Below are 21866 nucleotides of genomic sequence, written 5' to 3' on the forward strand. Positions count from 1 at the left end.
ACCCCCACCCCCGACGCCGCGTGGCCGCCCCCGGCCGCCGACGCGCCGCGCCACCGATCCGCCCCCGAGGACCCCGCATGACCGCCCCGTCCCAGCGCTCCGGCCGCCTCGGCGTGGGCATCGTCGGCGCGGGTCACGTCGGCCCCGTCCTCGGCGCGGCCCTCGCGGGCGCCGGTCACGCGATCACCGGCATCTCCGCCGTCTCCGCGGCCAGCCGCGAGCGCGCGGAGGCGATGCTGCCGGGCGTCCCGGTCCTCGAGATCCCCGACCTCATCGAGCGGAGCGAGCTCGTGATCCTCGCCGTCCCCGACGCCGAGCTCCCCGGCCTCGTCGCGGGCCTCGCCGCCACGGGCGCCTGGCAAGCCGGTCAGCTCGTCGTGCACACGTCGGCGGCGCACGGGATCCAGGTGCTCGCGCCCGCGTTCGCATCCGGCATCATCCCGCTCGCCATCCATCCCGCGATGTCGTTCACCGGCACGAGCATGGACCTCAGCCGCATGGTCGACAGCTGGTTCGCCGTCACCGCGCCCGCGCCCGTGCTCCCCATCGCCCAGGTCCTCGTGGTGGAGATGGGCGGCGAGCCCGTCGTCGTGGAGGAGCGCGACCGCCCGGCGTACGCGGAGGCCATCGCGACCGCCACCACGTTCTCCACCGCGATCGTCGACCAGGCCGCCGGCCTCCTCGCGGGCATCGGCGTGGAGGAGCCCGGCCGCGTGCTCGGCCCCCTCATCCGCTCGGCCGTCGACGACGCGCTCCGCCGTTCCTCCCCGGCGGGCGGCGCGCGCCTCACCTCCGGCGACGTGCCGCTGCCGACGGACGAGGGTCCCGCCGCGCACTAACCTGTCGTGTCCGCGTCCCGAGCCCCCGAGGAGCACCACGGCATGACGATCCCCGCGCCCACCGTCGTCACCGGCATCGCCGAGCTGCGCGCCCGCGTCCGCGACCACCGGGCCGCGCGCACCGCGGCGGGCGAGGCACCCGTCGTCGTCCTCGTCCCCACCATGGGCGCGCTGCACGAGGGCCACCTGGCGCACGCCCGCCGCGCCCGCGAGCTCGGCTCCCTCGTCGTCGTCTCGATCTTCGTCAACCCCCTGCAGTTCGGCGCGGGCGAGGACCTCGACGCCTACCCGCGCACGCTCGACGCCGACGTCGCCGCGCTCGCCGAGACCGGCGTCGACCTCGTCTTCGCGCCCTCCGCGGCCGAGATGTACCCGGACGGCCCCGCGCGCATCCGCGTCACGGGCGGATCCGTCGCCCTCACGCTCGAGGGCCGCTCCCGCCCCGGCCACTTCGACGGCATGCTCACCGTCGTCGCGAAGCTCCTGCACATCATCGCCCCCGACGTCGCCACCTTCGGCCGCAAGGACGCGCAGCAGCTCCACCTCGTGCGCCGCATGGTGCGCGACCTCGACCTGCCCGTCCGCATCGAGGACCTGGAGACGGTGCGCGAGCCCGACGGCCTCGCCCTCTCCAGCCGCAACCGCTACCTCGACGATCGCGAGCGCCGCGCCGCCCGCGTCATCCCGGCCGCGCTCGAGGCCGCGCAGAGCGCCGGATCCCGCGGCATCGACGCCGTCATCGCCGCCGCCCAGTCCGTGGTGATGGGGGAGCCCGCCGTCGCGCTCGACTACTTCCAGGTGGTGGATCCCGCCAGCTTCGCGTCCGTCGACGACGGCTTCCGGGGCGTCGCCCTGGCCGTCATCGCCGCCCGGGTCGGGAGCACGCGCCTCATCGACAACGAGACCGTCGTCATCGCCTGACGCCGCGGCGCATCCGATCCGCGGGCGTGCCCCGGCCCCGCCCGCACCTGCGAGAATCGACGGGAGGCCGCTCGGCCGCCCCACGAAACCACGACCCGCGAGGATCCGCCCGCACATGACCGACAGCCCCGGAACGCCCGCGACGCCCGAGACCGCCCCCGCTCCCGCCGTGGAGGGATCCGCCGAGGACGTCGCCGAGCAGAAGGCCGTGCGCCTCGCCAAGCGCGCCCGCCTCAACGCGCAGGGCGGCCCCGGCGAGGGCGCGTACCCCGTGCAGGTCCCGGTCACCACCACCATCCCGGCCGTCCGCGCCGAGCACGGCCACCTCGAGCCCGGTGAGGAGACCGACCACGTCGTCGGCATCGCGGGCCGCGTCGTCCACTTCCGCAACACCGGCAAGCTCTGCTTCGCCACGCTCCAGGCCGGCGACGGCACGCGCATCCAGGCCATGATCTCGCTGGCCGAGGTCGGCGACGAGGCCCTCGCCGCGTGGAAGGAGCTCGTCGACCTCGGCGACCACGTCTTCGTCGGCGGCCGCGTCATCGCGAGCCGGAAGGGCGAGCTGTCGATCATGGCGTCCGAGTGGCGCATCGCCTCGAAGGCCCTGCTGCCGCTGCCGAACCTCCACTCCGAGCTCTCGGACGAGACGCGCGTCCGCAGCCGCTACCTCGACCTCATCGTCCGCGATCAGGCCCGCAAGAACGTGCTCGACCGCGCGAAGGTCAACGCCTCCATGCGCGAGACGTTCCGGCAGCGCGGCTACGTCGAGGTCGAGACGCCCATGCTGCAGGTGATGCACGGCGGCGCGTCCGCCCGCCCGTTCGTCACGCACTCCAACGCCTTCGACACCGAGATGTACCTCCGCATCGCGCCGGAGCTGTACCTCAAGCGGGCCGTGGTCGGCGGCATCGACCGCGTCTTCGAGATCAACCGCAACTTCCGCAACGAGGGCGCCGACTCCACCCACAGCCCGGAGTTCGCGATGCTCGAGGCGTACGAGGCCTACGGCGACTACACCTCCATCGCCGAGCTCACCCAGACGCTCGTGCAGGACGCGGCCATGGCGGTCGCCGGCAGCCACGTCGTCACGTGGGCCGACGGCACCGACTACGACCTCGGCGGCGAGTGGGACCGCATCTCGATGTACGCGTCGCTGAGCGAGGCGGCGGGGATCGAGATCACGCCGGCCACGAGCGTCGACGAGCTGCAGGCCATCGCCGACCGCGAGGGCGTCGACGTCCACCTCAGCACGCACGGCAAGCTCGTCGAGGAGCTGTGGGAGCACTTCGTGAAGGGCTCGCTCGAGCGCCCCACCTTCGTCCTCGACTTCCCCGTCGAGACGTCGCCGCTTACGCGCGCGCACCGCTCCATCGAGGGCGTCGTCGAGAAGTGGGACCTCTACATCCGCGGCTTCGAGCTGGCCACCGGCTACTCCGAGCTCGTGGATCCCGTCGTGCAGCGCGAGCGCTTCGTCGACCAGGCCCGCCAGTTGGCGCGCGGCGACGACGAGGCCATGCCGCTCGACGAGGAGTTCCTCCGTGCCCTCGAGCACGGCATGCCGCCGTCGGGCGGCATGGGCATGGGGGTCGACCGGCTCCTCATGGCCATCACCGGTCTCGGCATCCGCGAGACCATCCTGTTCCCCCTAGTGAAGTAGAAGTAGGCGACCATGCCATTAGGCCCCGACGGCTCGAACCCGAAGAAGCCCACCACCGCGCGCTACGCCCTCTGGATCATCGTGGGCGGCATCGCCGTCGTCATGATCGGCCAGGGCGTCTACGGCATCCTCACCTAGAGCGCGGCGTATCCTCATCACATGGATGATTTCTGGGCGAGCGCGATCTGGTCGATCCTCCCCACCCTCGGCGTGGGCCTGATCTTCTGGTTCATCATGCGCGCGGTCATCCAGGCGGACAAGCAGGAGCGCAAGGCCTACGCCGCCATCGAGGCGAAGGAGCGCGCCCGCATGGGCGTGCCCGCGCCCGACGCCGACCTCTAGGGCCTGCCGCCGACCCCGGGCGGCCCCTCCCGCGGAGCCCGATCCGCCGCACTGCGCATCGCGTCACGCCCACGGCGAACAGGGGCATGCACTCGTCGAACCCGTCGTTACTCTCTACATATCGGCGCCGGCCCCCTGCCCCGGTGCCCAGGGAGATACAGATGTTCGAGAGATTCACCGACCGCGCTCGTCGCGTCGTCGTCCTGGCCCAAGAAGAGGCCAAGATGCTCAACCACAACTACATCGGGACCGAGCACATCCTGCTCGGACTCATCCACGAGGGCGAAGGCGTGGCCGCCAAGGCCCTGGAGTCGCTCGGCATCTCCCTCGATGCCGTCCGCGAACAGGTCCAGGACATCATCGGCCAGGGCCAGCAGCAGCCCACGGGTCACATCCCGTTCACGCCGCGCGCGAAGAAGGTCCTGGAGCTGTCGCTCCGCGAGGCCCTCCAGCTCGGCCACAACTACATCGGCACCGAGCACATCCTGCTCGGCCTGATCCGCGAGGGCGAGGGCGTCGCCGCCCAGGTGCTCGTCAAGCTCGGCGCCGACCTCAACCGCGTGCGCCAGCAGGTCATCCAGCTCCTGTCCGGATACCAGGGCAAGGAGGCGGTCGCCGTCGGCGGCGAGGCGCAGCAGAGCCAGCAGGCTGGCTCCACGGTCCTCGACCAGTTCGGGCGCAACCTCACGCAGGCGGCGCGCGACGGCAAGCTCGACCCCGTCATCGGCCGCGAGAAGGAGATCGAGCGCGTGATGCAGATCCTGTCGCGCCGCTCCAAGAACAACCCCGTCCTCATCGGCGAGCCCGGCGTCGGCAAGACCGCCGTCGTCGAGGGCCTGGCGCAGGCCATCGTCAAGGGCGACGTCCCGGAGACGCTGAAGGACAAGCAGCTCTACACGCTCGACCTCGGCTCGCTCATCGCCGGGTCCCGCTACCGGGGCGACTTCGAGGAGCGCCTCAAGAAGGTCACCAAGGAGATCCGCACGCGCGGCGACATCATCACCTTCATCGACGAGATCCACACCCTCGTCGGCGCGGGCGCCGCCGAGGGCGCGATCGACGCGGCCAGCATCCTCAAGCCGCTCCTCGCGCGCGGCGAGCTGCAGACCATCGGCGCCACCACGCTGGATGAGTACCGCAAGCACTTCGAGAAGGACGCGGCCCTCGAGCGCCGCTTCCAGCCCATCCAGGTGCAGGAGCCCTCGCTGCCCCACACCATCAACATCCTCAAGGGCCTGCGCGACCGCTACGAGGCGTTCCACAAGGTGTCCATCACCGATGGCGCCATCGTCTCGGCCGCGAACCTGGCGGACCGCTACATCGCGGACCGCTTCCTGCCCGACAAGGCCATCGACCTGATCGACGAGGCCGGCGCGCGCCTGCGCCTCTCGATCCTGTCGGCGCCACCGGAGCTCCGCGAGTTCGACGAGCGCATCTCCACGGTCCGCGTGGCCAAGGAGACCGCCATCGAGGACCAGGACTTCGAGAAGGCCGCGAGCCTGCGCGACGAGGAGAAGAACCTCCTGGGCGAGCGCCTCCGGCTCGAGAAGCAGTGGCGCTCGGGCGACGTCCGCACCACCGCCGAGGTCGACGAGGGCCTGATCGCCGAGGTCCTGGCCCAGGCCACGGGCATCCCCGTGTTCAAGCTCACGGAGGAGGAGTCCTCGCGCCTCGTCTTCATGGAGAAGGCCCTGCACCAGCGGGTCATCGGCCAGGAGGAGGCCATCTCGGCCCTGTCCAAGACCATCCGCCGCACCCGCGCCGGGCTGAAGGACCCCCGTCGTCCCTCGGGGTCGTTCATCTTCGCCGGCCCCACGGGCGTCGGCAAGACGGAGCTCGCGAAGGCGCTGGCGGAGTTCCTCTTCGACGACGAGGACGCCCTCATCTCGCTCGACATGAGCGAGTACGGCGAGAAGCACACCGTGAGCCGCCTCTTCGGCGCCCCTCCCGGATTCGTCGGCTTCGAGGAGGGCGGCCAGCTCACCGAGAAGGTGCGCCGCAAGCCGTTCTCCGTGGTGCTCTTCGACGAGATCGAGAAGGCCCACCCGGACATCTTCAACTCGCTGCTCCAGATCCTGGAGGAGGGACGCCTGACGGATGGCCAGGGCCGCGTGGTCGACTTCAAGAACACGGTCATCATCATGACCACCAACCTCGGCACCAAGGACATCACGGGCGCCCCGGTCGGGTTCCAGGTCGAGAACAACGCCGCGAACTCCTACGAGCGCATGAAGGGCAAGGTCAGCGAGGAGCTGAAGAAGAACTTCAAGCCCGAGTTCCTCAACCGCGTGGACGACACCATCGTGTTCCCGCAGCTGTCGAAGCCCGAGCTGCTCCAGATCGTCGACCTGTTCGTGAAGCGCCTGTCGGACCGCATGATGGACCGCGACCTCACGATCACGCTCGAGACCGCCGCGAAGGAGCGCCTCATCGAGGTCGGCTTCGACCCGTCGCTCGGCGCGCGGCCCCTCCGCCGCGCGGTGCAGCACGAGATCGAGGACCGCCTGTCGGAGCGCATCCTGCAGGGCGAGCTCAACGCGGGCGACCACGTGCACGTGGACTACGTGGACGACCAGTTCACGTTCGTCACCACGCAGCGCGAGGGCATCTCGGTCGCGGCCGGGATCGGCACGGGGACCGGCACGCCGGACCTCGCCATCACCAGCGAGTAGCGCGCAGCACGACCACCACGGCCCGTCGTCCCCGAGAGGGGGCGGCGGGCCGTCGTCGAGTCCGCGGGCTGCGGGTGTCCTCCATCCCGCTGTCGCCTCCTCGGGCGGCGGGCCAGGATGGACTTCGGGCGGAACCGCCCCACTAAGGAGATGCCACCTGATGAGAATCGCCGTCACCGGAGGCTCGGGGAAGCTCGGCCGCCACGTCGTCGCCGACCTGCGCGCCCACGGACACGAGGTCACCAACATCGACCAGGTGGGGGAGCGCGGATCGGGCTACGTCCGTGTCGACACCACCGACTACGGGCAGGTGGTGGACGCGCTGTTCGGCGTCCAGGACCTGCACGAGGGGTTCGACGCCATCGTGCACCTCGCCGCGATCCCGGCCCCCGCGATCCTGAGCGACGTGGCCACGTTCCACAACAACATGCTCACGAGCTTCAACGTCTTCCAGGCCGCGCGCCGGGCGGGCATCAAGAAGGTCGTCTACGCATCCAGCGAGACCGTGCTCGGGCTCCCGTTCGACGTGCCGCCGCCGTACATCCCCGTCGACGAGGAGTACCCGGCGCAGCCGAACAGCACCTACTCGCTCGTGAAGCACCTCGAGGAGCAGATGGCCATCGAGCTGTGCCGCTGGGATCCGGAGCTGCAGGTCACGGCGCTCCGCTTCTCCAACGTCATGGACGTCGACGACTACGACGGGTTCCCCGGGTTCGACGACGACGCGCTCGCGCGCAAGTGGAACCTGTGGGGCTACATCGACGGCCGTGACGGCGCCCAGGCCGTGCGCAAGGCGCTCGAGCACGACGCCCCGGGCTTCGACCGCTTCATCGTCGCCAACGCCGATACCGTGATGAGCCGCTCGTCCGCCGAGCTCGCCGCCGAGGTCTTCCCCGGTGTCGAGGTCACGAAGGAGCTGGGCGAGCACGAGACGCTGCTGTCCATCGACAAGGCCCGCCGGATCCTCGGCTACGCGCCCGAGCACACCTGGCGCGACCATGCGCCGGCCGACGCGGGCGACGACCCGGTCGCGGGGCACCCCTCATGAGGTATGTCCGCCTGGGCAGCACCGGCACCGAGGTCTCCGCGATCGCGCTCGGCTGCATGAGCTACGGCGAGCCGACGCGCGGCGGCCACGCGTGGACGCTCGGCGAGGAGGACTCGATCCCGCTCATCCGCCGCGCGGTCGAGCTCGGGATCACCTTCTTCGACACGGCGAACGTGTACTCCGACGGGTCGTGCGAGGAGATCACCGGCCGCGCGCTGAAGGCGATGACGAAGCGCGAGGAGGTCGTCATCGCGACCAAGGTGCACGGCGCGATGGGGGAGGGGCCGAACTCGCGCGGCCTGTCCCGGAAGCACATCATGTGGCAGATCGACGAGAGCCTCCGGCGGCTCGGGACCGACTACGTGGACCTGTACCAGATCCACCGCTTCGACCCGGCGACCCCGCTCGAGGAGACGCTCGAGGCGCTCGACGACCTCGTGCGCGTCGGCAAGGTCCGCTACATCGGCGCCTCGTCCATGGACGCCTGGCGGTTCTCGAAGGCGCTGCACCTGCAGCGGGCGAATGGATGGGCGCGCTTCGTCACGATGCAGGACCACTACAACCTCGTGAACCGCGAGGAGGAGCGAGAGATGCTCCCCCTGTGCGCCGACGAGGGCGTGGGATCCCTGCCGTGGAGCCCGCTCGCCCGCGGCCGCCTCACCCGCGACTGGGACGCGTCCACCGCCCGCAGCGAGACGGACGAGTTCGGGAAGACGCTCTACGCGGCCCAGGAGGACTCGGACCGCCGGGTCGCCGCCGCGGTGGCCGAGGTCGCCGAGGCGCGCGGTGTCCCGCGGGCGCAGGTCGCCCTCGCGTGGGTGTCGCGGAACCCGGTCGTCACGGCGCCCATTGTGGGCGGCACGAAGGTGGCGCACATCGAGGACGCCGTCGCGTCGCTGGACATCGAGCTGACGGCCGACGAGGTCGCCCGGCTCGAGGAGCACTACGTGCCGCACGCGGTCGTCGGCTACTAGCCGCCTCGGGACCGCCCGCGCCCGCCGACTTGCGCGGGCGGTCCCGCATCACCTAACCTGAACGGAGCCACAGACCGCTGGTCGTCGTCGTGACCCCGCGAGGGGATGCGCCGGACGAAGGTTCACTCAGGTGAAGGCCCGCGCAGGTGATCGAAGCACGATGCAGCGCATGCCCTGAGGGCCTGCGCGACACTCCCGCTCCGGCCTCCTGTGCCGGAGCGTTTCTCATGTGTGCAGCCGGGGGCTGCCAGCACCTCGCACCGCTTCCGCGGTGTCGGGGAACCACGTGATAAGGAGTGCCATGGCGAACAAGGAAGCCTCGGTCGCCGAGCTCGCGGAGAAGTTCCGCAGCTCGAACGCCGTACTGCTCACCGAGTACCGCGGTCTCACCGTTGCCCAGCTCAAGCAGCTGCGGAAGAGCATCAGTGCAGACGCGACCTACGCCGTGGTGAAGAACACGCTGACCAAGATCGCGGCGAACCAGGCGGGGATCTCGTCGTTCGACGACGAGCTCGTCGGCCCGTCCGCGATCGCGTTCGTGCACGGCGACACCGTCGCCGTCGCGAAGGCTCTGCGCACCTTCACCAAGGCCAACCCTCTTCTCGTCGTGAAGGGCGGTTACTTCGACGGCAACCCCCTGACGGCGGACGAGGTGAACAAGCTCGCCGACCTCGAGTCGCGGGAGGTGCTGCTGGGCAAGCTCGCCGGCGCCTTCAAGGCCTCGCTCTTCGGCGCGGCGTACCTGTTCAACGCACCGCTCTCGCAGGCCGTACGCACCGTCGAGGCGCTGCGCGAGAAGCAGGAATCGGCTCAGTAGCACCCCTCGGGTCCCGTTCCCGGGGCGCGATGCACTGATCCACCAGACACCACACCAACCCAAGGAGAATCACCATGGCAAAGCTCTCTAACGACGAGCTCATCGAGGCCTTCAAGGAGCTCACGCTCATCGAGCTCAGCGACTTCGTCAAGAAGTTCGAGGAGGTCTTCGAGGTCACCGCCGCGGCGCCCGTCGCCGCTGCCGCCGCCCCCGGCGCCGCTGCACCCGCCGAGGAGGTCGAGGAGAAGACCGCGTTCGACGTCATCCTCGAGGCCGCCGGCGACAAGAAGATCCAGGTCATCAAGGAGGTGCGCGCCCTCACGAGCCTCGGTCTCGGCGAGGCGAAGGCGCTCGTCGACGGAGCCCCCAAGGCCGTCCTGGAGGGCGCCAACAAGGAGGCCGCCGACAAGGCCAAGGCGCAGCTCGAGGCCGCGGGCGCGACGGTCACCGTCAAGTAGCTCGCAGCACCGCACAGCGCTCAGGGCGCCGATCCCCTCGGGGGTCGGCGCCCTGCGTCGTCCCCGGGGCTTGTCCGGTCAGGCGGACCCCGGCCGCAGGTCGTGTCCGAGGGCGCGTGCCCGCTCCACGGCCTCGGAGCGCGACCGCGCGTCGAGCTTCCGGTACGCCGTGCGGATGTGCGACTTGACCGTGTTGGGGGAGATGAAGAGCCGGCCGGCGATCTGCGTCACGGTCAGCCCGTCGGCCAGGCACGCGACGATGATGCGCTCGCGGTCGGTCAGCGGTTCCACCGGGGCGGCCTCCACGCGCACCTGGCCGGCGCGGACGCCCTCGAGCACCTCGCGCACGTCGGGGTGCTGATCCCGCGCCAGCGCCCGGTCGAGCAGCGCGTGCGATGCCGCGGCGGGGAACACCGCGAAGGGCCGGAGCACGCCGGTCGACACGGCGTGGAGCGCCGCGCGGTCGAAGGCGTGGTCGCTCCGTGCGTGGTCGCCGAGGCCGTGGTGCGCGGCCGCGACCACGAGCAGGACGTCGTCGAGGGTGCGACCCGAGTGCGCGTCGCCGAGCGCGAGGCACTCGGCCATCTGCGCGAGGGCGCCGACGTGGTCGTCGGCCTGCACCCGCAGCCGTCCGGCGATCATGGCCGGGCACGTGGAGTGCTGCGCCGTCGGCTGCAGCATGCGGAGGAGGTCCCACGCCGCGGCGGGCTGGTCCAGGTGCGCGAGGAGGGACGCCCGCAGCGTGTCGCGCATGGTCGGCATGGGGCCGTGCTCCGCCCAGCCCACGCCGAGGTTGTGCAGCCGACGCAGGTGCTCGAGCGCATCGAGCCGCAGGCCCCGGATCGCCGCGACCGTCGCCTCCGCGTAGCGGGCGAGCAGCTCCCAGTCGGTGCCGTCGCTCGCGGGACGGAGGCCCTCGACGATGAGCATCGCGTCGTCCTGCCGCGTCTCGTCGACCGCGATCATCGCGGCGGCGATCTCCGCCGGCGCGAGGAACCCGCTGCGGGACAGGGCCGGATCCGCCCCCGGCGACGCGAGGAGCCCGCGGGCGCGCACGACGAGATCGCGCGCCTCCTCGATCTCGCCCAGGCAGTAGGCGAGGTACGCGAGCGCGCCGCGGCACTCCAGCCGGTCGGCCAGCACGAGGTGCCGCTCGCCCAGGCCCTCCGCGATGCGGAGCTCCTCGCGCGCGCCGACGAAGTCGCCGAGGTGGGTGAGCACGAGCCCGTGCTGCAGGGCCACGCGGGCCTGGAGGGTGATGCGCTCCTGGAGCGGGATCCCGCGCTCGGTGTCGAGGATCCCGCGCGCCTCGTCGAGGGAGTCGCGCGCCTCGGCCAGCCGGCCCACCCGGCGGTCGCCCGCGGCGCGGTGCACGAGGACCGCGGCGCGCGTCGGGGCGCCGGGCGCGGGATCCGCGGTGAGCAGGAGGTCGAGCGCGGAGCGGTAGGCGATCGACGCCCGCCGGTCGGATGCGACCGCGCCGCGGTACGTGGCGGCCATGCCGGTGACGAGCCAGACGTCGTCCTCCCACCGCTCGGGGTCGAGCCGGTCGTAAAGGGCGCGGATGCGGTCGGAGTGGAGGTCGACGTGCAGCGGCCATCCGTCGGCGAGGAGGGTCGCCGCCTGCGCGTCGGCGCCGCCGTCCAGCGCGTCGCCGATCGCGCGCTCGAGGCCGTCGATGGTCGGCGCGTCGCTCATCATGGCCCCCCGGCGCGGGTTCCCCGGGGGCGGGCTGCCAGCGTGGCTCCACGCTACGTCCCGGCGGGCGTCCGGGTCGAGGTGCCCGCGGTCACCTTCCGTTCGCGGACATCGTGACGGGGGATGCGACATACGCATAGCCTGGCTATATGATTGGGGCATGACCGATCACGACCTGCGCACCCTGCTGGGCGACCTGGTGACCGCCGGGCACCGCCTCACGCGCCTCGCCGCGCACGAGGTCGGCGGCTCGAGCTCGCCCGCCGTCTGGCGGACCCTGTCCGTGCTGGTGACGTGGCCCGGCGGGATGCGCCTCGGCGTGCTCGCCGAGCGCAGCCGGGTCTCGCAGCCCACGACCACCAAGATCGTCCGCTCGCTCGTCGGCCAGGGCTGGATCGCGCAGGTGACGGACCCGTCCGACGCGCGCGCGTCCCTGCTCGAGATCACGCCGGCCGGCCGCGCCGCGCTCGACGACTGGCGCGACCGCCTGGCCACCGCGCTCGTGCCGCGCTTCGCCGACCTCCCGGCCGACGACGTGGCCGTGCTCGCGCGGGCCGTCGAGGTGGTCATGTCGCGCATCGACGGCGCCCCGGCTTCCGCGCGCGACTGACCGCGGTCGCCCGTCGGCACCGCCAGGCACCGCGCCCCACCGCACCACCCACCCATCCATCCGCACCGATCCCAGGAGGCGACACCGCACCCGTGTCCACCCAGCAGCACGCGTCGTTCCGCGACATCTTCCGCCAGCCCCGTTCCGTCTTCGCCGTCGCCTTCGCGTGCGTCATCGCGTTCATGGGCATCGGGCTCGTCGACCCGATCCTCCCCGCCATCGCCTCGAGCCTCGACGCCACCGCCACCGAGGCCGAGCTGCTCTTCACGAGCTACCTGCTCGTCACCGGGCTCGCGATGCTCATCACCAGCTGGATCTCCAGCCGCATCGGCGCCAAGCGCACCCTCCTCATCGGCCTCGCGATCATCGTGGTCTTCGCCGCGGCGGCCGGCCTCTCGCAGGACGTGGAGCAGGTCATCGGCTTCCGCGCCGGCTGGGGCCTCGGCAACGCGCTCTTCATCTCGACCGCGCTCGCGACCATCGTCGGATCCGCGTCCGGCGGCACCGCGTCCGCGATCATGCTCTACGAGGCGGCGCTCGGCCTCGGCATCGCGATCGGCCCGCTGCTCGGCGGCCTCCTCGGCAGCTGGAGCTGGCGCGGTCCGTTCTTCGGCACCGCGACGCTCATGGCCGTCGGCTTCGTCGCGATCCTCGCCCTGCTCGGGAAGGACGACGCGCCCCGCGCGCCCATGCGCCTGTCCGCCCCGCTGCGCGCGCTCCGTACCCCGGCCCTCGCGGTGCTCGCCGCGGCCGCGCTGTTCTACAACATCGGCTTCTTCGAGCTGCTCGCCTACACGCCGTTCCCGCTGGGCTTCGACGCCATCGGCCTGGGGCTCACCTTCTTCGGCTGGGGCGTGGGCCTCGCGATCACCTCGGTGCTCGTGGCGCCGCTCCTCACCCGGCGCATGGCGCGCACCTCGGTCCTCCGGCTCATGCTCCCGCTCCTCGCGGTCGATCTCGCGGCGGCCGGCCTCGTGGTCCGCTCGGCGGCCGGCCTCGTGACCTGCGTGATCGTCGGCGGCCTGCTCCTCGGCGTCCTCAACACCGTGCTCACCGAGTGCGTGATGGAGGCCACCGACCACCCGCGGAGCGTCGCGTCCTCCGCCTACTCGTCGGTGCGGTTCCTCGGCGGTGCCATCGCCCCGCCCGCCGCGACCGAGCTCGCGAACCTCTTCTCGGACGCGACGCCCTACTACGCCGCGGCTGGATCCGTGCTCGTCGCCCTCGTCATCGTGGTCGCCGGACACCGCTGGCTGCGCTGCGTCGACGCCGAGCCGGTCGATGCCCTCGAGGAGGCGCAGGCGGTCACGGCGGGGGACGCCTGACCCGCGGTCCCCGCATCCCCGGCGCCTTCGCCCCGCCCTCGATCCCGCCCGCCCTCACGGCGCCGGCGGGGCCGGGGGCGCCGTCGTGCTCGAGCGCGCCTGGAAGTCGACGGGCAGCGTCACGGCGCGCTCGGCCGCGCCCTCCGGCGCGAGCCCCTCCAACACCATGCCCACGGCGGCCCGCCCCTGCGTCCGCGGGTGCTGCTCGACCGTCGTCAGGCCGAACAATGGCGCGAGCGCGTGCCCGTCGATCCCGGCGACCGAGAGCTCGGCGGGCACGGCGATGCCCAGCTGCCTGGCCGCGAGGATCGTCCCGATGGCGATCTCGTCGGAGGCCGCGAAGACCGCCGTCGGCCGGGTCCGCGGATCCGCGAGCAGCGCCATGGCCGAGCGGAAGCCGCCGTCGATCGTGAACTCCGCCGTGGCGAACCGGGCCTCGAGGCCGCGAGGATCCGCGTCGATCGCCGCCCGGTAGCCGGCCAGCCGCTTCGCGTGCACGAAGAACGCCATCTGCGCGTGCAGATCGCCGCCGAGGTGCACGACGCGCGCGTGCCCGAGGCTCAGGAGGTGCTCCGTGGCGAGGCGGGCCGCGGCCTCGTCGTCGATGCTCAGCGTGCTCATGCCCTCGACCGGGCCGCCGATCCCGACGAGCGGCTTGTCGAGCGCGCGGAGCCGCACGACCTCCGCGGGCGTGAGCGCGACGCTCACCGCGATGACCGCATCCACGCGCTTGCGCACGAGGAAGTACTCGAAGACCTTCCGGCGCTGCTCGGGATCCGCGGTGAGGCGGTACAGCGTGAGGTCGTAGTCGGCCTCGATCAGCGCCTCCTCGATCCCCTCGAGCAGCTCCGCGAAGAACCAGCGGTTGATGAACGGCATGACGACGCCCACGTTCTTCGACTGGCCGGTCACGAGGCTCGACGCGTTCGAGGAGACGACGTACCCGATCTCCGCGGCGGCATCGGAGACGCGGGTGCGCGTCGCGGGGGAGACGTAGCCGCGGCCGCTGAGCGCGCGCGACGCGGTGGCCTTGGAGACCCCGGCCAGCCGGGCGACGTCGGCGATGGCGCTCATCGCGCTCCCTCTCATCGGGACCCGCGGCGCCTCGTCGCGCCGGACGCGCGCGCCCTGGAAGCGGTTCCAGGATGCGCGGGGGCCGGTTCCGATGATGGACCATCCGCGGGGGGCGCGCCTACCGCGCCGCCACGAGGGAGACCGTTTCGTTATCCCCGCCGCCTTGCCGTGGGCTGCGACCTCCCCTACGTTGACCTGTGGAACCGGTTCCTCATTCGGGGAGAGGTTTCAGGCGACGGCGCCTCACCCGCCGACGCACGCAGGACAGGACGGCGGGGCGGACCCGCATCCACTCGATGAAGAGGAGACGCACATGGGCCACGCCCTATTCCGACGTCGCTTCGCGGCACCCCTCGCAGCGGTCGGCATCGCCGGCCTCGCGCTCACGGGCTGCACGGGCGACATCGCGGCCGAGGACGCCGCGGACACCGACTGCTCGCCGTACTCGTCGTACGGCACGTTCCAGGGGAGCCCCGAGGTCAGCATCGGTGGCACCATCCAGGACGACGAGGCCGACCGGCTCGTCGAATCCTGGAAGGACTTCGAGACCTGCACGGGCATCAAGGTGAACTACCAGGGCACCAAGGAGTTCGAGGCGCAGATCGCGGTGCTCGCCGAGGGGCAGTCGGCCCCCGACATCGGCATCATCCCGCAGCCCGGCCTCTTCAACGTGCTCGCCACCAAGGGCTACCTGCAGCCGGCGCCCGCCGCCGTCGAGGAGAACGTCGACAAGAACTGGTCCACCGACTGGAAGGGCTACGGCACGGTCGACGGCAAGTTCATCGGCGCGCCGCTCATGGCGAGCGTCAAGGGCTACGTCTGGTACTCACCGGCCGAGTTCAAGGAAAAGGGCTACGAGATCCCGAAGTCCACCGCAGAGCTCATGGACCTCACCAAGAAGATCGCCGACGAGGGCGACCACAAGCCCTGGTGCGCCGGCATCGGCTCCGGCGACGCCACCGGCTGGCCCGGCACCGACTGGGTCGAGAGCTTCGTCATCCGCCAGTCCGGCGCCGAGACCTACGACAAGTGGGTCACGCACCAGATCCCGTTCAACGACCCGGCCATCGTCAAGGCGTTCGACGCCGCGGGCGAGATATTCAAGAACCCGGACTACGTCAACGGCGGCCTGGGCGACGTCTCGTCGATCATCTCTACGGAGTTCGGGGACGCAGGCCTCCCGCTCCTCGACGGGAAGTGCTCGCTGCACCTCCAGGCGTCGTTCTACGAAGGCTTCTGGAAGAAGGCCGACGGTACCGACGCGAAGGTCTCACCCGACGGCGACGTGTACGCGTTCCTCCTCCCGCAGACGAACGAGGGCGACGCGACGACGGTCACCGGCGGCGGCGAACTGGTCGGCGCGTTCAGGTCAAGCGACGAGATCACGGCGGTGCTCTCCTACCTCTCGAGCGACACCTGGGCGAACAACCGCGTGAAGCTGGGCGGCGTCATCAGCGCGAACAAGGGGCTCGACCCCGCGAACGCGTCGAGCGACATCCTGAAGCAGAGCATCAAGATCCTGCAGGACCCGAACGCCACGTTCCGCTTCGACGGCTCGGACCTCATGCCCGGCGCGGTCGGCACCGACTCCTTCTGGAAGGGGATCGTCGGCTGGCTGAGCGGCGACTCGACCCAGAAGACGGTCGACGCCATCGAGTCGAGCTGGCCCGCGTCCTGATCGACGCAGGCTGATCCACCGCCGGCCCTGATCGGGTCGGCACCCGGGCCGGCAGCCGTGCCGCCCCTGCGGGGCCGCCGCGAACGCGCGGCGGCCCCGCTCCCACATCCCTCCGACCCGAAGGGCGAGACGTCCATGACGACCGCTGATCTGATCGGCAAGATCCTCCAGGTGGTGGTGGCGCTCGCCGTCTTCGCCGTGGTGATCGGGCTGATGCTCTTCCTCATCGACAAGGCGCCGAAGCGCGGCAAGGACTGGGTGCAGCTGGGTGCCTTCGTGCTCCCCGCGCTGATCCTGCTCGCCGTCGGCCTCATCTACCCCGCGTTCCGCACGACCCTGCTCGCGTTCCGCGACAACACGGGGGAGTGGGCCGGGTTCGACAACTTCGTCTGGATGTTCACCCAGCCGGCCGCGCTCCGCACGCTGCTCAACACCATCATCTGGGTGGTCTTCGTGCCGCTGCTGTCGACCGCCATCGGCCTCGCCTACGCGGTCTTCATCGACAAGTCGCGCGGCGAGAAGTACTTCAAGGCCCTGGTCTTCATGCCCATGGCGATCTCCTTCGTCGGCGCGGGCATCATCTGGCGCTTCGTCTACGACTACAAGTCGGGCGACAACGCGCAGATCGGCCTGCTCAACCAGATCCTCGTCTGGACGGGCCAGGAGCCCGTGCAGTGGCTGCAGACGTCGCCCATCAACACGGCGCTGCTCATCATCGTGATGATCTGGATCCAGACCGGCTTCGCCATGGTCGTGCTCTCCGCGAGCATCAAAGGCGTGCCGACCGAGCAGATCGAGGCCGCGCAGCTCGACGGCACCAACGCCTGGCAGCGCTTCACCAACGTGACGCTCCCCGGGATCCGCGGGTCGCTCGTCGTGGTGGTCACGACCATCTCCATCGCGACGCTCAAGGTGTTCGACATCGTCCGCACCATGACCGCGGGCAACTTCGACACGAGCGTCATCGCCAACGAGATGTACACGCAGGCGTTCCGCGCCGGCGAGCAGGGCCGCGGCTCCGCGCTCGCGATCGTGCTGTTCCTCATGGTGCTGCCGATCGTCATCTACAACGTCCGCGTCATGAGCAAGCAGAGGGAGATCCGATGAGCGTCGCACCCGCCGACCTGCCCGTCGCCGACCGGGGGACGCGTCGCGGCACCATCGAGCAGGCCGCCTCGGTCGGCGCGAAGAGCCGCCGCGTCAAGAACCGGCTCACCTCGCGTCGAGCCACGCTCGCCGCGCTGATCATCGCGGTGCTCTGGACGCTGCCGACCTTCGGCCTGTTCGTCTCGTCGTTCCGCCCGGCCGGCCTCATCCAGACCACGGGCTGGTGGACGATCTTCCAGAACCCGGGCTTCACGCTCGACAACTACCAGGACGTGCTGCTCTCCACCTCACAGTCGTCGCCGCAGCTGGGCTCGTACTTCGTGAACTCGCTCGCCATCGCGATCCCGGCGACGCTGTTCCCGCTCGTCATCGCGTCCATGGCCGCGTACGCGTTCGCGTGGATCAAGTTCAAGGGCTCGAACTTCCTGTTCGTGCTGATCTTCGCGCTGCAGATCGTGCCGCTGCAGATGGCGCTCATCCCGCTGCTGCAGATGTTCACCCGCACCCTGCGCCCGCTGCAGGAGGCCGTGCACGGCGTGATCCCGCTCATCCCCGAGCAGGGCTACCTGCCCGTGTGGGTCGCGCACACGATCTTCGCGCTGCCGCTGGCCATCTTCCTGCTGCACAACTTCATCTCGGAGATCCCGGGCGAGGTCATCGAGGCGGCCCGTGTCGACGGCGCGAGCCACGGCCAGGTGTTCTTCCGCATCGTGCTGCCGCTCGCGCTCCCGGCCATCGCGTCCTTCGCGATCTTCCAGTTCCTCTGGGTCTGGAACGACCTCCTGGTGGCGCTGATCTTCTCGGGCGGCACCCCGGACGTCGCCCCGCTCACGCAGCGGCTGGCGGAGCTCACGGGAACGCGCGGGCAGGACTGGCAGCGGCTCACGGCAGCCGCGTTCGTGTCGCTGATCGTCCCGCTCATCGTGTTCTTCAGCCTCCAGCGGTACTTCGTGCGGGGGCTCCTGGCGGGATCCACGAAGGGCTGATCCGCGCTCGTCCCATCCGGCCCGGTCGTCCGCGTGCGCGGGCGGCCGGGCCGTCGTCGTGCCGGGCGCCGGCGTGGTCGGGAGAGATCCCCCACGGGCGTAAAATCGCCGGAATGACGAGGATGGGCGACATCGCCGCGGGCGGCGGGATGCGCGGAGGCGGCGGACGCCGAGGCCCAGCGCCGGGCCAACGCCGAGGCGCCGCGCGTCGAGAACCTGCTCGGCCGGATCGCGGAGCTGTTCCGTCCGCACCGCCGCGCGCTGGCCCTCACGATCGCGCTCGTGCTGGTCGGCGCGGGCCTCACGGTCGTGCCGCCGCTGCTCACGCAGCAGGCCTTCGACCGGGGGCTCTTCCCGCCCACCGGCGGCCCCGACATCCCCGTCCTGGTCGAGCTCGTCGCGATCATGATTGCCATCTGGGTCGTGGGCGCGGGACTCGGCGTCTGGCAGACGTACCTCACCGCGACCGTCGGCAACCGGGTCATGGGATCCATGCGGGTCGACCTGTTCCGGCACCTGCAGAGCATGGAGCTCGGCTTCTTCACGCGCACGAAGACGGGCGTGATCCAGTCCCGCCTGCAGAACGACGTGGGCGGCGTGGCGGCGGTCCTCACCAACACCGTCTCGAGCGTGCTCGGCAACACCGTGACCGTCATCGCGGCGCTCGTCGCGATGCTCGTGCTCAACTGGCAGCTGACGCTGGTCGCCGTGATCCTGATGCCCGTGCTCGTCGTCGCGCAGCCCCGCGTGGGCCAGGTCCGGGCGCGCATCGCGTCCAAGACGCAGGAGTCGCTGTCCGACATGACGGCCATCACGCAGGAGACGCTCTCGGTGTCCGGGATCCTGCTCTCGAAGAGCTTTAGCCGGCAGGCCGCGGAGACCGAGCGCTACGAAGCCGAGAACCGCAACCAGATCCGGCTGCAGGTGAGCCAGCAGATGAGCGGGCAGTGGTTCTTCGCGCTCGTGCAGATCTTCCTGTCGATCATCCCGGCCATCGTCTACGTGGTCGCGGGCTTCCTCATCACGGGCGGCGTCAGCGTCACGGCGGGCACCATCGTCGCGTTCACGACCGTGCAGGCGCGCCTCATGTGGCCGCTCATCGGCCTCATGCGCGTCGCGCTCGACCTCCAGACCTCGGGCGCGCTCTTCGCCCGCATCTTCGAGTACCTCGACCTGGAGCCAGCGATCCGCGACCGTCACGACGCGCGCCCGGTATCTGCGGGCCCGGCGCTCGGCCGCGTCGCGTTCGACGAGGTGCGCTTCTCGTACCCCGACACCCGGGCCGGTGAGCGGCCGACCCTCGACGGCATGTCGTTCGAGATCCAGCCGGGCCAGTTCGCGGCGTTCGTGGGGCCGTCCGGCGCGGGCAAGACCACGGTGTCGTACCTCATCCCGCGCTTCCACGACGTGACCGGCGGGCGGGTGCTCTTCTCGGGTGCGGACGTGCGGGACCTCGAGCAGGAGTCGCTGCTGGAGAACATCGGCATCGTCAGCCAGGAGACGTACCTCTTCCACGCCACCATCGGCGAGAACCTCCGCTACGCGCGGCCGGACGCCACGCAGGAGCAGATCGAGCAGGCGGCCCGCGCCGCGAACATCCACCAGACGATCGAGTCGTTCCCCGACGGCTACGAGACGCTCGTGGGGGAGCGCGGCTACCGGCTCTCCGGCGGCGAGAAGCAGCGCATCGCCATCGCGCGCGTGCTGCTCAAGGACCCGGCCGTGCTGATCCTCGACGAGGCCACGAGCGCGCTCGACGCGATCTCGGAGCGGGTGGTGCAGCAGGCGCTCGACACGGCGTCGCGAGGACGCACCACCATCGCGATCGCGCACCGGCTCTCGACCGTGGTGGACGCCGACGTGATCTTCGTGGTCGTCGCCGGCCGCATCGTGGAACAGGGCACGCACGTCGAGCTGCTGGCGCGCGGCGGCGAGTACGCGCGGCTCTACAGCGACCAGCGCACCGCGGCGGCCTGACCCGCGGATCCGGCCCGGCCGCCGGACGACGCACCGCCCGCCCGCCCGCGAGGCGGACGGGCGGTGCGGGCGGGCCGGCGCTGCGGGAGAGCTGCTCAGGAGCGGGCGTCGAGCAGCTGCTGCATGTAGAGGATCTCCTTGTCCTGGATCATCACCATGCCGTTGGCGAGGTCCGTGACGAGCGGGTTCCGCGAGCGGTCGAGGAGGGCCTGGGCCATCTCGACGCCGCCGCGGTGGTGGGCGATCATCAGCGTCAGGTACTTCCGCTCGGCCTCGACGCCCGTGAGCGACTGCAGCTCGTCGAGGTCGGCCTGCGACGCGAGGCCCGGCATCGTGGCGCCGGGGGTCATGTCCATGGACGAGTGGTCGGTCTTCCCGTCGAGCGTCGGCAGCGTCATCCACGTCATGCGCGGCTGCGACGGCGCCTGGTCGAGGCCCCACGAGGTGAGGAACGCGTACATCTGGCCCGCCTGCTGGGCCTGCGCCTGCGCGATGTCCTGCGCGATGAGCTTGACCTCGGGGTCGTCCGTGCGGTCGATGATCATGAGCGACATCTGCACGGCCTGCTCGTGGTGCACCTGCATGTCGCGGGAGAAGCCGGCCTCCGCGCTGTTCGTGCTGGGAGTGAGAGCCGAGACGGGCGCGGTGACGCGTCCCACCAGGAGCCCGGCGACCACGAGCGCCACCGCGACGATGCCGGCGGCGAGGCCGATGCGGATCCGGCGCCCACGCGCGCGCGACGCCTCGCCGTGCGCGACGAGGCCGTCGAGCTCCTCCTCGCGGATGTCGTCGTCCGGGACGTGGTCGATGACGACGTCGCCCTCGTCGGGGCGCTCGCTGCCGTCGGTGCCGCGGTCGGTCACGGTCAGCCGACCCGGCCCTCGCCCTCGAGGGCGCCGGTGCACGCGGCACCGGCCTCGGGGGCGTCGGGGCTCTTCCAGTACTTGGCCATGAAATCCTTGATGCGCTGGTCGTCGACCGAGTCGACCTTCACCTGCGCGCCCCACGCGGACAGCGCGATGGGGGTGTCGAGGCCCTCATACGGCGACATCGTGACGTAGCCGCCGAACGACTCCGCGTACTTCTGCAGCTTCGACAGGTCGTCGCCCGTGAGCTTGGCGGCGTCGTAGGTGATCCACACGGCGCCGTGCTCGAGGTCGTGCACCGCGTTCTCGTTGGGCTGCGGCTGGTCGTAGATGCCGCAGTTCAGCCACATGGGGTTGTGCTCGCCGCCGGCGGGCGGGCTCATGCCTGCGTACAGCCCGGCGTAGTCGACCGGGGTCTGCACGTGCGTGCTGGGGAGCGAGTCCCAGGTGCGGAGGCCCTCGATGCTGATGTCCGCCGGATCCTGCTTCGGCGTGCCGCTCGAGACGACCACGCCGATCACGACGGCGACGACCGCGACGGCCGCCACGGATCCCGTGATGATGCCGATGAGCCGGTTGCGGCGCGCGCGGTCCTGCTGCTTCTTCAGCGCCGCCACCTTCTCGGCGGTCGGCGGGACGGGCCGTCCGCTCTCGTCGCCGGAGGGCGTGGTGTCGTCGCGTCGCGCCACGGAGGGTCCTTCTCTGCTGGGGGAATGTGCGATCAGGGTACCCGGTCGGCCTGGGCGGACCCTGCCCGCGGGGGCCGCCGTCGCCCCGTAACACGGCGAGGGCGCGCGCCTACACTGGACGAGCGGGG

Annotated in this window: 20 protein-coding genes; 16 read left to right on the top strand and 4 right to left on the bottom strand. The window is 71.2% G+C overall.

Features of this window, described 5'->3' with window-relative positions:
* Positions 1-77 precede the first annotated feature (77 nt).
* The 10 genes from HDR73_RS07720 (at position 78) to rplL (ending at position 9728) form a co-directional block, all read left to right on the top strand.
* Positions 78-839 (top strand): Rossmann-like and DUF2520 domain-containing protein, encoded by a 762-nt coding sequence (locus HDR73_RS07720; protein WP_012297591.1) that lies wholly within the window; start codon positions 78-80, stop codon positions 837-839.
* A 42-nt stretch (positions 840-881) separates the two neighbouring features.
* Complete coding sequence (gene panC, locus HDR73_RS07725) at positions 882-1760, top strand: pantoate--beta-alanine ligase (RefSeq protein ID WP_012297592.1); 879 nt, start codon at positions 882-884, stop codon at positions 1758-1760.
* A 115-nt stretch (positions 1761-1875) separates the two neighbouring features.
* Entirely contained in the window at positions 1876-3417 is a 1542-nt protein-coding gene (gene lysS, locus HDR73_RS07730) for a lysine--tRNA ligase (protein ID WP_012297593.1), read from the top strand.
* A 12-nt stretch (positions 3418-3429) separates the two neighbouring features.
* On the top strand, positions 3430-3555 hold the full coding sequence (locus HDR73_RS07735) for a hypothetical protein (RefSeq protein ID WP_012037540.1): 126 nt from the start codon (positions 3430-3432) through the stop codon (positions 3553-3555).
* Positions 3556-3576: 21 nt separating this feature from the next.
* On the top strand, positions 3577-3759 hold the full coding sequence (locus HDR73_RS07740) for a hypothetical protein (protein WP_012297594.1): 183 nt from the start codon (positions 3577-3579) through the stop codon (positions 3757-3759).
* Positions 3760-3920: 161 nt separating this feature from the next.
* Positions 3921-6431 carry an ATP-dependent Clp protease ATP-binding subunit gene (locus HDR73_RS07745; RefSeq protein WP_012297595.1) on the top strand — a complete coding sequence of 837 codons (2511 nt, stop codon included), beginning with the start codon at positions 3921-3923 and terminating at the stop codon, positions 6429-6431.
* A 160-nt stretch (positions 6432-6591) separates the two neighbouring features.
* Positions 6592-7479, top strand: a complete 888-nt coding sequence (locus HDR73_RS07750; protein WP_012297596.1) for an NAD-dependent epimerase/dehydratase family protein — start codon at positions 6592-6594, stop codon at positions 7477-7479.
* Complete coding sequence (locus HDR73_RS07755) at positions 7476-8453, top strand: aldo/keto reductase (protein ID WP_012297597.1); 978 nt, start codon at positions 7476-7478, stop codon at positions 8451-8453. The genes HDR73_RS07750 and HDR73_RS07755 overlap by 4 nt, the downstream gene beginning before the upstream one ends.
* A 301-nt stretch (positions 8454-8754) precedes the next feature.
* The gene (gene rplJ / locus HDR73_RS07760) at positions 8755-9270 is read left to right on the top strand and encodes a 50S ribosomal protein L10 (RefSeq protein ID WP_012037545.1); all 516 of its coding nucleotides are present in this window, start codon (positions 8755-8757) and stop codon (positions 9268-9270) included.
* A gap of 74 nt (positions 9271-9344) precedes the next feature.
* On the top strand, positions 9345-9728 hold the full coding sequence (gene rplL / locus HDR73_RS07765; RefSeq protein WP_012037546.1) for a 50S ribosomal protein L7/L12: 384 nt from the start codon (positions 9345-9347) through the stop codon (positions 9726-9728).
* Positions 9729-9806: 78 nt separating this feature from the next.
* Here the strand turns inward: rplL and HDR73_RS07770 are convergent, their stop codons facing one another.
* Positions 9807-11426: a helix-turn-helix transcriptional regulator gene (locus HDR73_RS07770; RefSeq protein ID WP_041464797.1), complete on the bottom strand. Its 1620-nt coding sequence runs from the start codon at positions 11424-11426 to the stop codon at positions 9807-9809.
* A gap of 160 nt (positions 11427-11586) precedes the next feature.
* Here HDR73_RS07770 and HDR73_RS07775 point away from each other — a divergent pair, with 160 nt between their 5' ends.
* A complete protein-coding gene (locus HDR73_RS07775; RefSeq protein ID WP_012297600.1) occupies positions 11587-12036 on the top strand; it encodes a MarR family winged helix-turn-helix transcriptional regulator in 450 nt (149 codons plus the stop codon).
* Positions 12037-12128: 92 nt separating this feature from the next.
* Positions 12129-13361 (top strand): MFS transporter, encoded by a 1233-nt coding sequence (locus tag HDR73_RS07780; protein ID WP_012297601.1) that lies wholly within the window; start codon positions 12129-12131, stop codon positions 13359-13361.
* A gap of 54 nt (positions 13362-13415) precedes the next feature.
* Here the strand turns inward: HDR73_RS07780 and HDR73_RS07785 are convergent, their stop codons facing one another.
* The gene (locus HDR73_RS07785; protein WP_041464254.1) at positions 13416-14435 is read right to left on the bottom strand and encodes a LacI family DNA-binding transcriptional regulator; all 1020 of its coding nucleotides are present in this window, start codon (positions 14433-14435) and stop codon (positions 13416-13418) included.
* A gap of 313 nt (positions 14436-14748) precedes the next feature.
* On the opposite strand from HDR73_RS07785, the gene HDR73_RS07790 reads away from it, so the two are divergent.
* From HDR73_RS07790 to HDR73_RS07805, 4 genes are all read left to right on the top strand, one after another.
* A complete protein-coding gene (locus HDR73_RS07790) occupies positions 14749-16113 on the top strand; it encodes an ABC transporter substrate-binding protein (RefSeq protein WP_012297603.1) in 1365 nt (454 codons plus the stop codon).
* 135 nt (positions 16114-16248) lie between these two features.
* Complete coding sequence (locus HDR73_RS07795; RefSeq protein ID WP_012297604.1) at positions 16249-17220, top strand: carbohydrate ABC transporter permease; 972 nt, start codon at positions 16249-16251, stop codon at positions 17218-17220.
* Complete coding sequence (locus HDR73_RS07800) at positions 17217-18206, top strand: carbohydrate ABC transporter permease (protein WP_012297605.1); 990 nt, start codon at positions 17217-17219, stop codon at positions 18204-18206. Before HDR73_RS07795 ends, HDR73_RS07800 begins: the two co-directional genes overlap by 4 nt.
* 282 nt (positions 18207-18488) lie before the next feature.
* The gene (locus HDR73_RS07805; RefSeq protein ID WP_012297606.1) at positions 18489-20183 is read left to right on the top strand and encodes an ABC transporter ATP-binding protein; all 1695 of its coding nucleotides are present in this window, start codon (positions 18489-18491) and stop codon (positions 20181-20183) included.
* A gap of 95 nt (positions 20184-20278) precedes the next feature.
* Here HDR73_RS07805 and HDR73_RS07810 read toward each other — a convergent pair whose 3' ends face one another.
* On the bottom strand, positions 20279-21046 hold the full coding sequence (locus HDR73_RS07810; RefSeq protein WP_012297607.1) for a DUF305 domain-containing protein: 768 nt from the start codon (positions 21044-21046) through the stop codon (positions 20279-20281).
* Positions 21047-21048: 2 nt separating this feature from the next.
* Complete coding sequence (locus HDR73_RS07815) at positions 21049-21738, bottom strand: thioredoxin-like domain-containing protein (RefSeq protein ID WP_012297608.1); 690 nt, start codon at positions 21736-21738, stop codon at positions 21049-21051.
* Positions 21739-21866: the final 128 nt, after the last annotated feature.

The sequence above is a fragment of the Clavibacter sp. genome, from assembly GCF_014802555.1.
In the GTDB taxonomy this organism is placed as follows: Bacteria; Actinomycetota; Actinomycetes; order Actinomycetales; family Microbacteriaceae; genus Clavibacter; species Clavibacter sepedonicus.

Excerpts from the sequence above, each read along its gene's own strand:
- HDR73_RS07795 (WP_012297604.1), top strand. The coding sequence starts at position 16,249 with ATGACGACCGCTGATCTGATCGGCAAGATCCTCCAGGTGGTGGTGGCG.
- HDR73_RS07745 (WP_012297595.1), top strand. The coding sequence starts at position 3,921 with ATGTTCGAGAGATTCACCGACCGCGCTCGTCGCGTCGTCGTCCTGGCC.
- HDR73_RS07785 (WP_041464254.1), bottom strand. The coding sequence starts at position 14,435 with ATGAGCGCCATCGCCGACGTCGCCCGGCTGGCCGGGGTCTCCAAGGCC.
- HDR73_RS07740 (WP_012297594.1), top strand. The coding sequence starts at position 3,577 with ATGGATGATTTCTGGGCGAGCGCGATCTGGTCGATCCTCCCCACCCTC.
- HDR73_RS07770 (WP_041464797.1), bottom strand. The coding sequence starts at position 11,426 with ATGAGCGACGCGCCGACCATCGACGGCCTCGAGCGCGCGATCGGCGAC.
- HDR73_RS07720 (WP_012297591.1), top strand. The coding sequence starts at position 78 with ATGACCGCCCCGTCCCAGCGCTCCGGCCGCCTCGGCGTGGGCATCGTC.
- HDR73_RS07775 (WP_012297600.1), top strand. The coding sequence starts at position 11,587 with ATGACCGATCACGACCTGCGCACCCTGCTGGGCGACCTGGTGACCGCC.
- rplL (WP_012037546.1), top strand. The coding sequence starts at position 9,345 with ATGGCAAAGCTCTCTAACGACGAGCTCATCGAGGCCTTCAAGGAGCTC.
- HDR73_RS07750 (WP_012297596.1), top strand. The coding sequence starts at position 6,592 with ATGAGAATCGCCGTCACCGGAGGCTCGGGGAAGCTCGGCCGCCACGTC.
- HDR73_RS07755 (WP_012297597.1), top strand. The coding sequence starts at position 7,476 with ATGAGGTATGTCCGCCTGGGCAGCACCGGCACCGAGGTCTCCGCGATC.
- panC (WP_012297592.1), top strand. The coding sequence starts at position 882 with ATGACGATCCCCGCGCCCACCGTCGTCACCGGCATCGCCGAGCTGCGC.
- rplJ (WP_012037545.1), top strand. The coding sequence starts at position 8,755 with ATGGCGAACAAGGAAGCCTCGGTCGCCGAGCTCGCGGAGAAGTTCCGC.
- lysS (WP_012297593.1), top strand. The coding sequence starts at position 1,876 with ATGACCGACAGCCCCGGAACGCCCGCGACGCCCGAGACCGCCCCCGCT.
- HDR73_RS07735 (WP_012037540.1), top strand. The coding sequence starts at position 3,430 with ATGCCATTAGGCCCCGACGGCTCGAACCCGAAGAAGCCCACCACCGCG.
- HDR73_RS07790 (WP_012297603.1), top strand. The coding sequence starts at position 14,749 with ATGGGCCACGCCCTATTCCGACGTCGCTTCGCGGCACCCCTCGCAGCG.
- HDR73_RS07800 (WP_012297605.1), top strand. The coding sequence starts at position 17,217 with ATGAGCGTCGCACCCGCCGACCTGCCCGTCGCCGACCGGGGGACGCGT.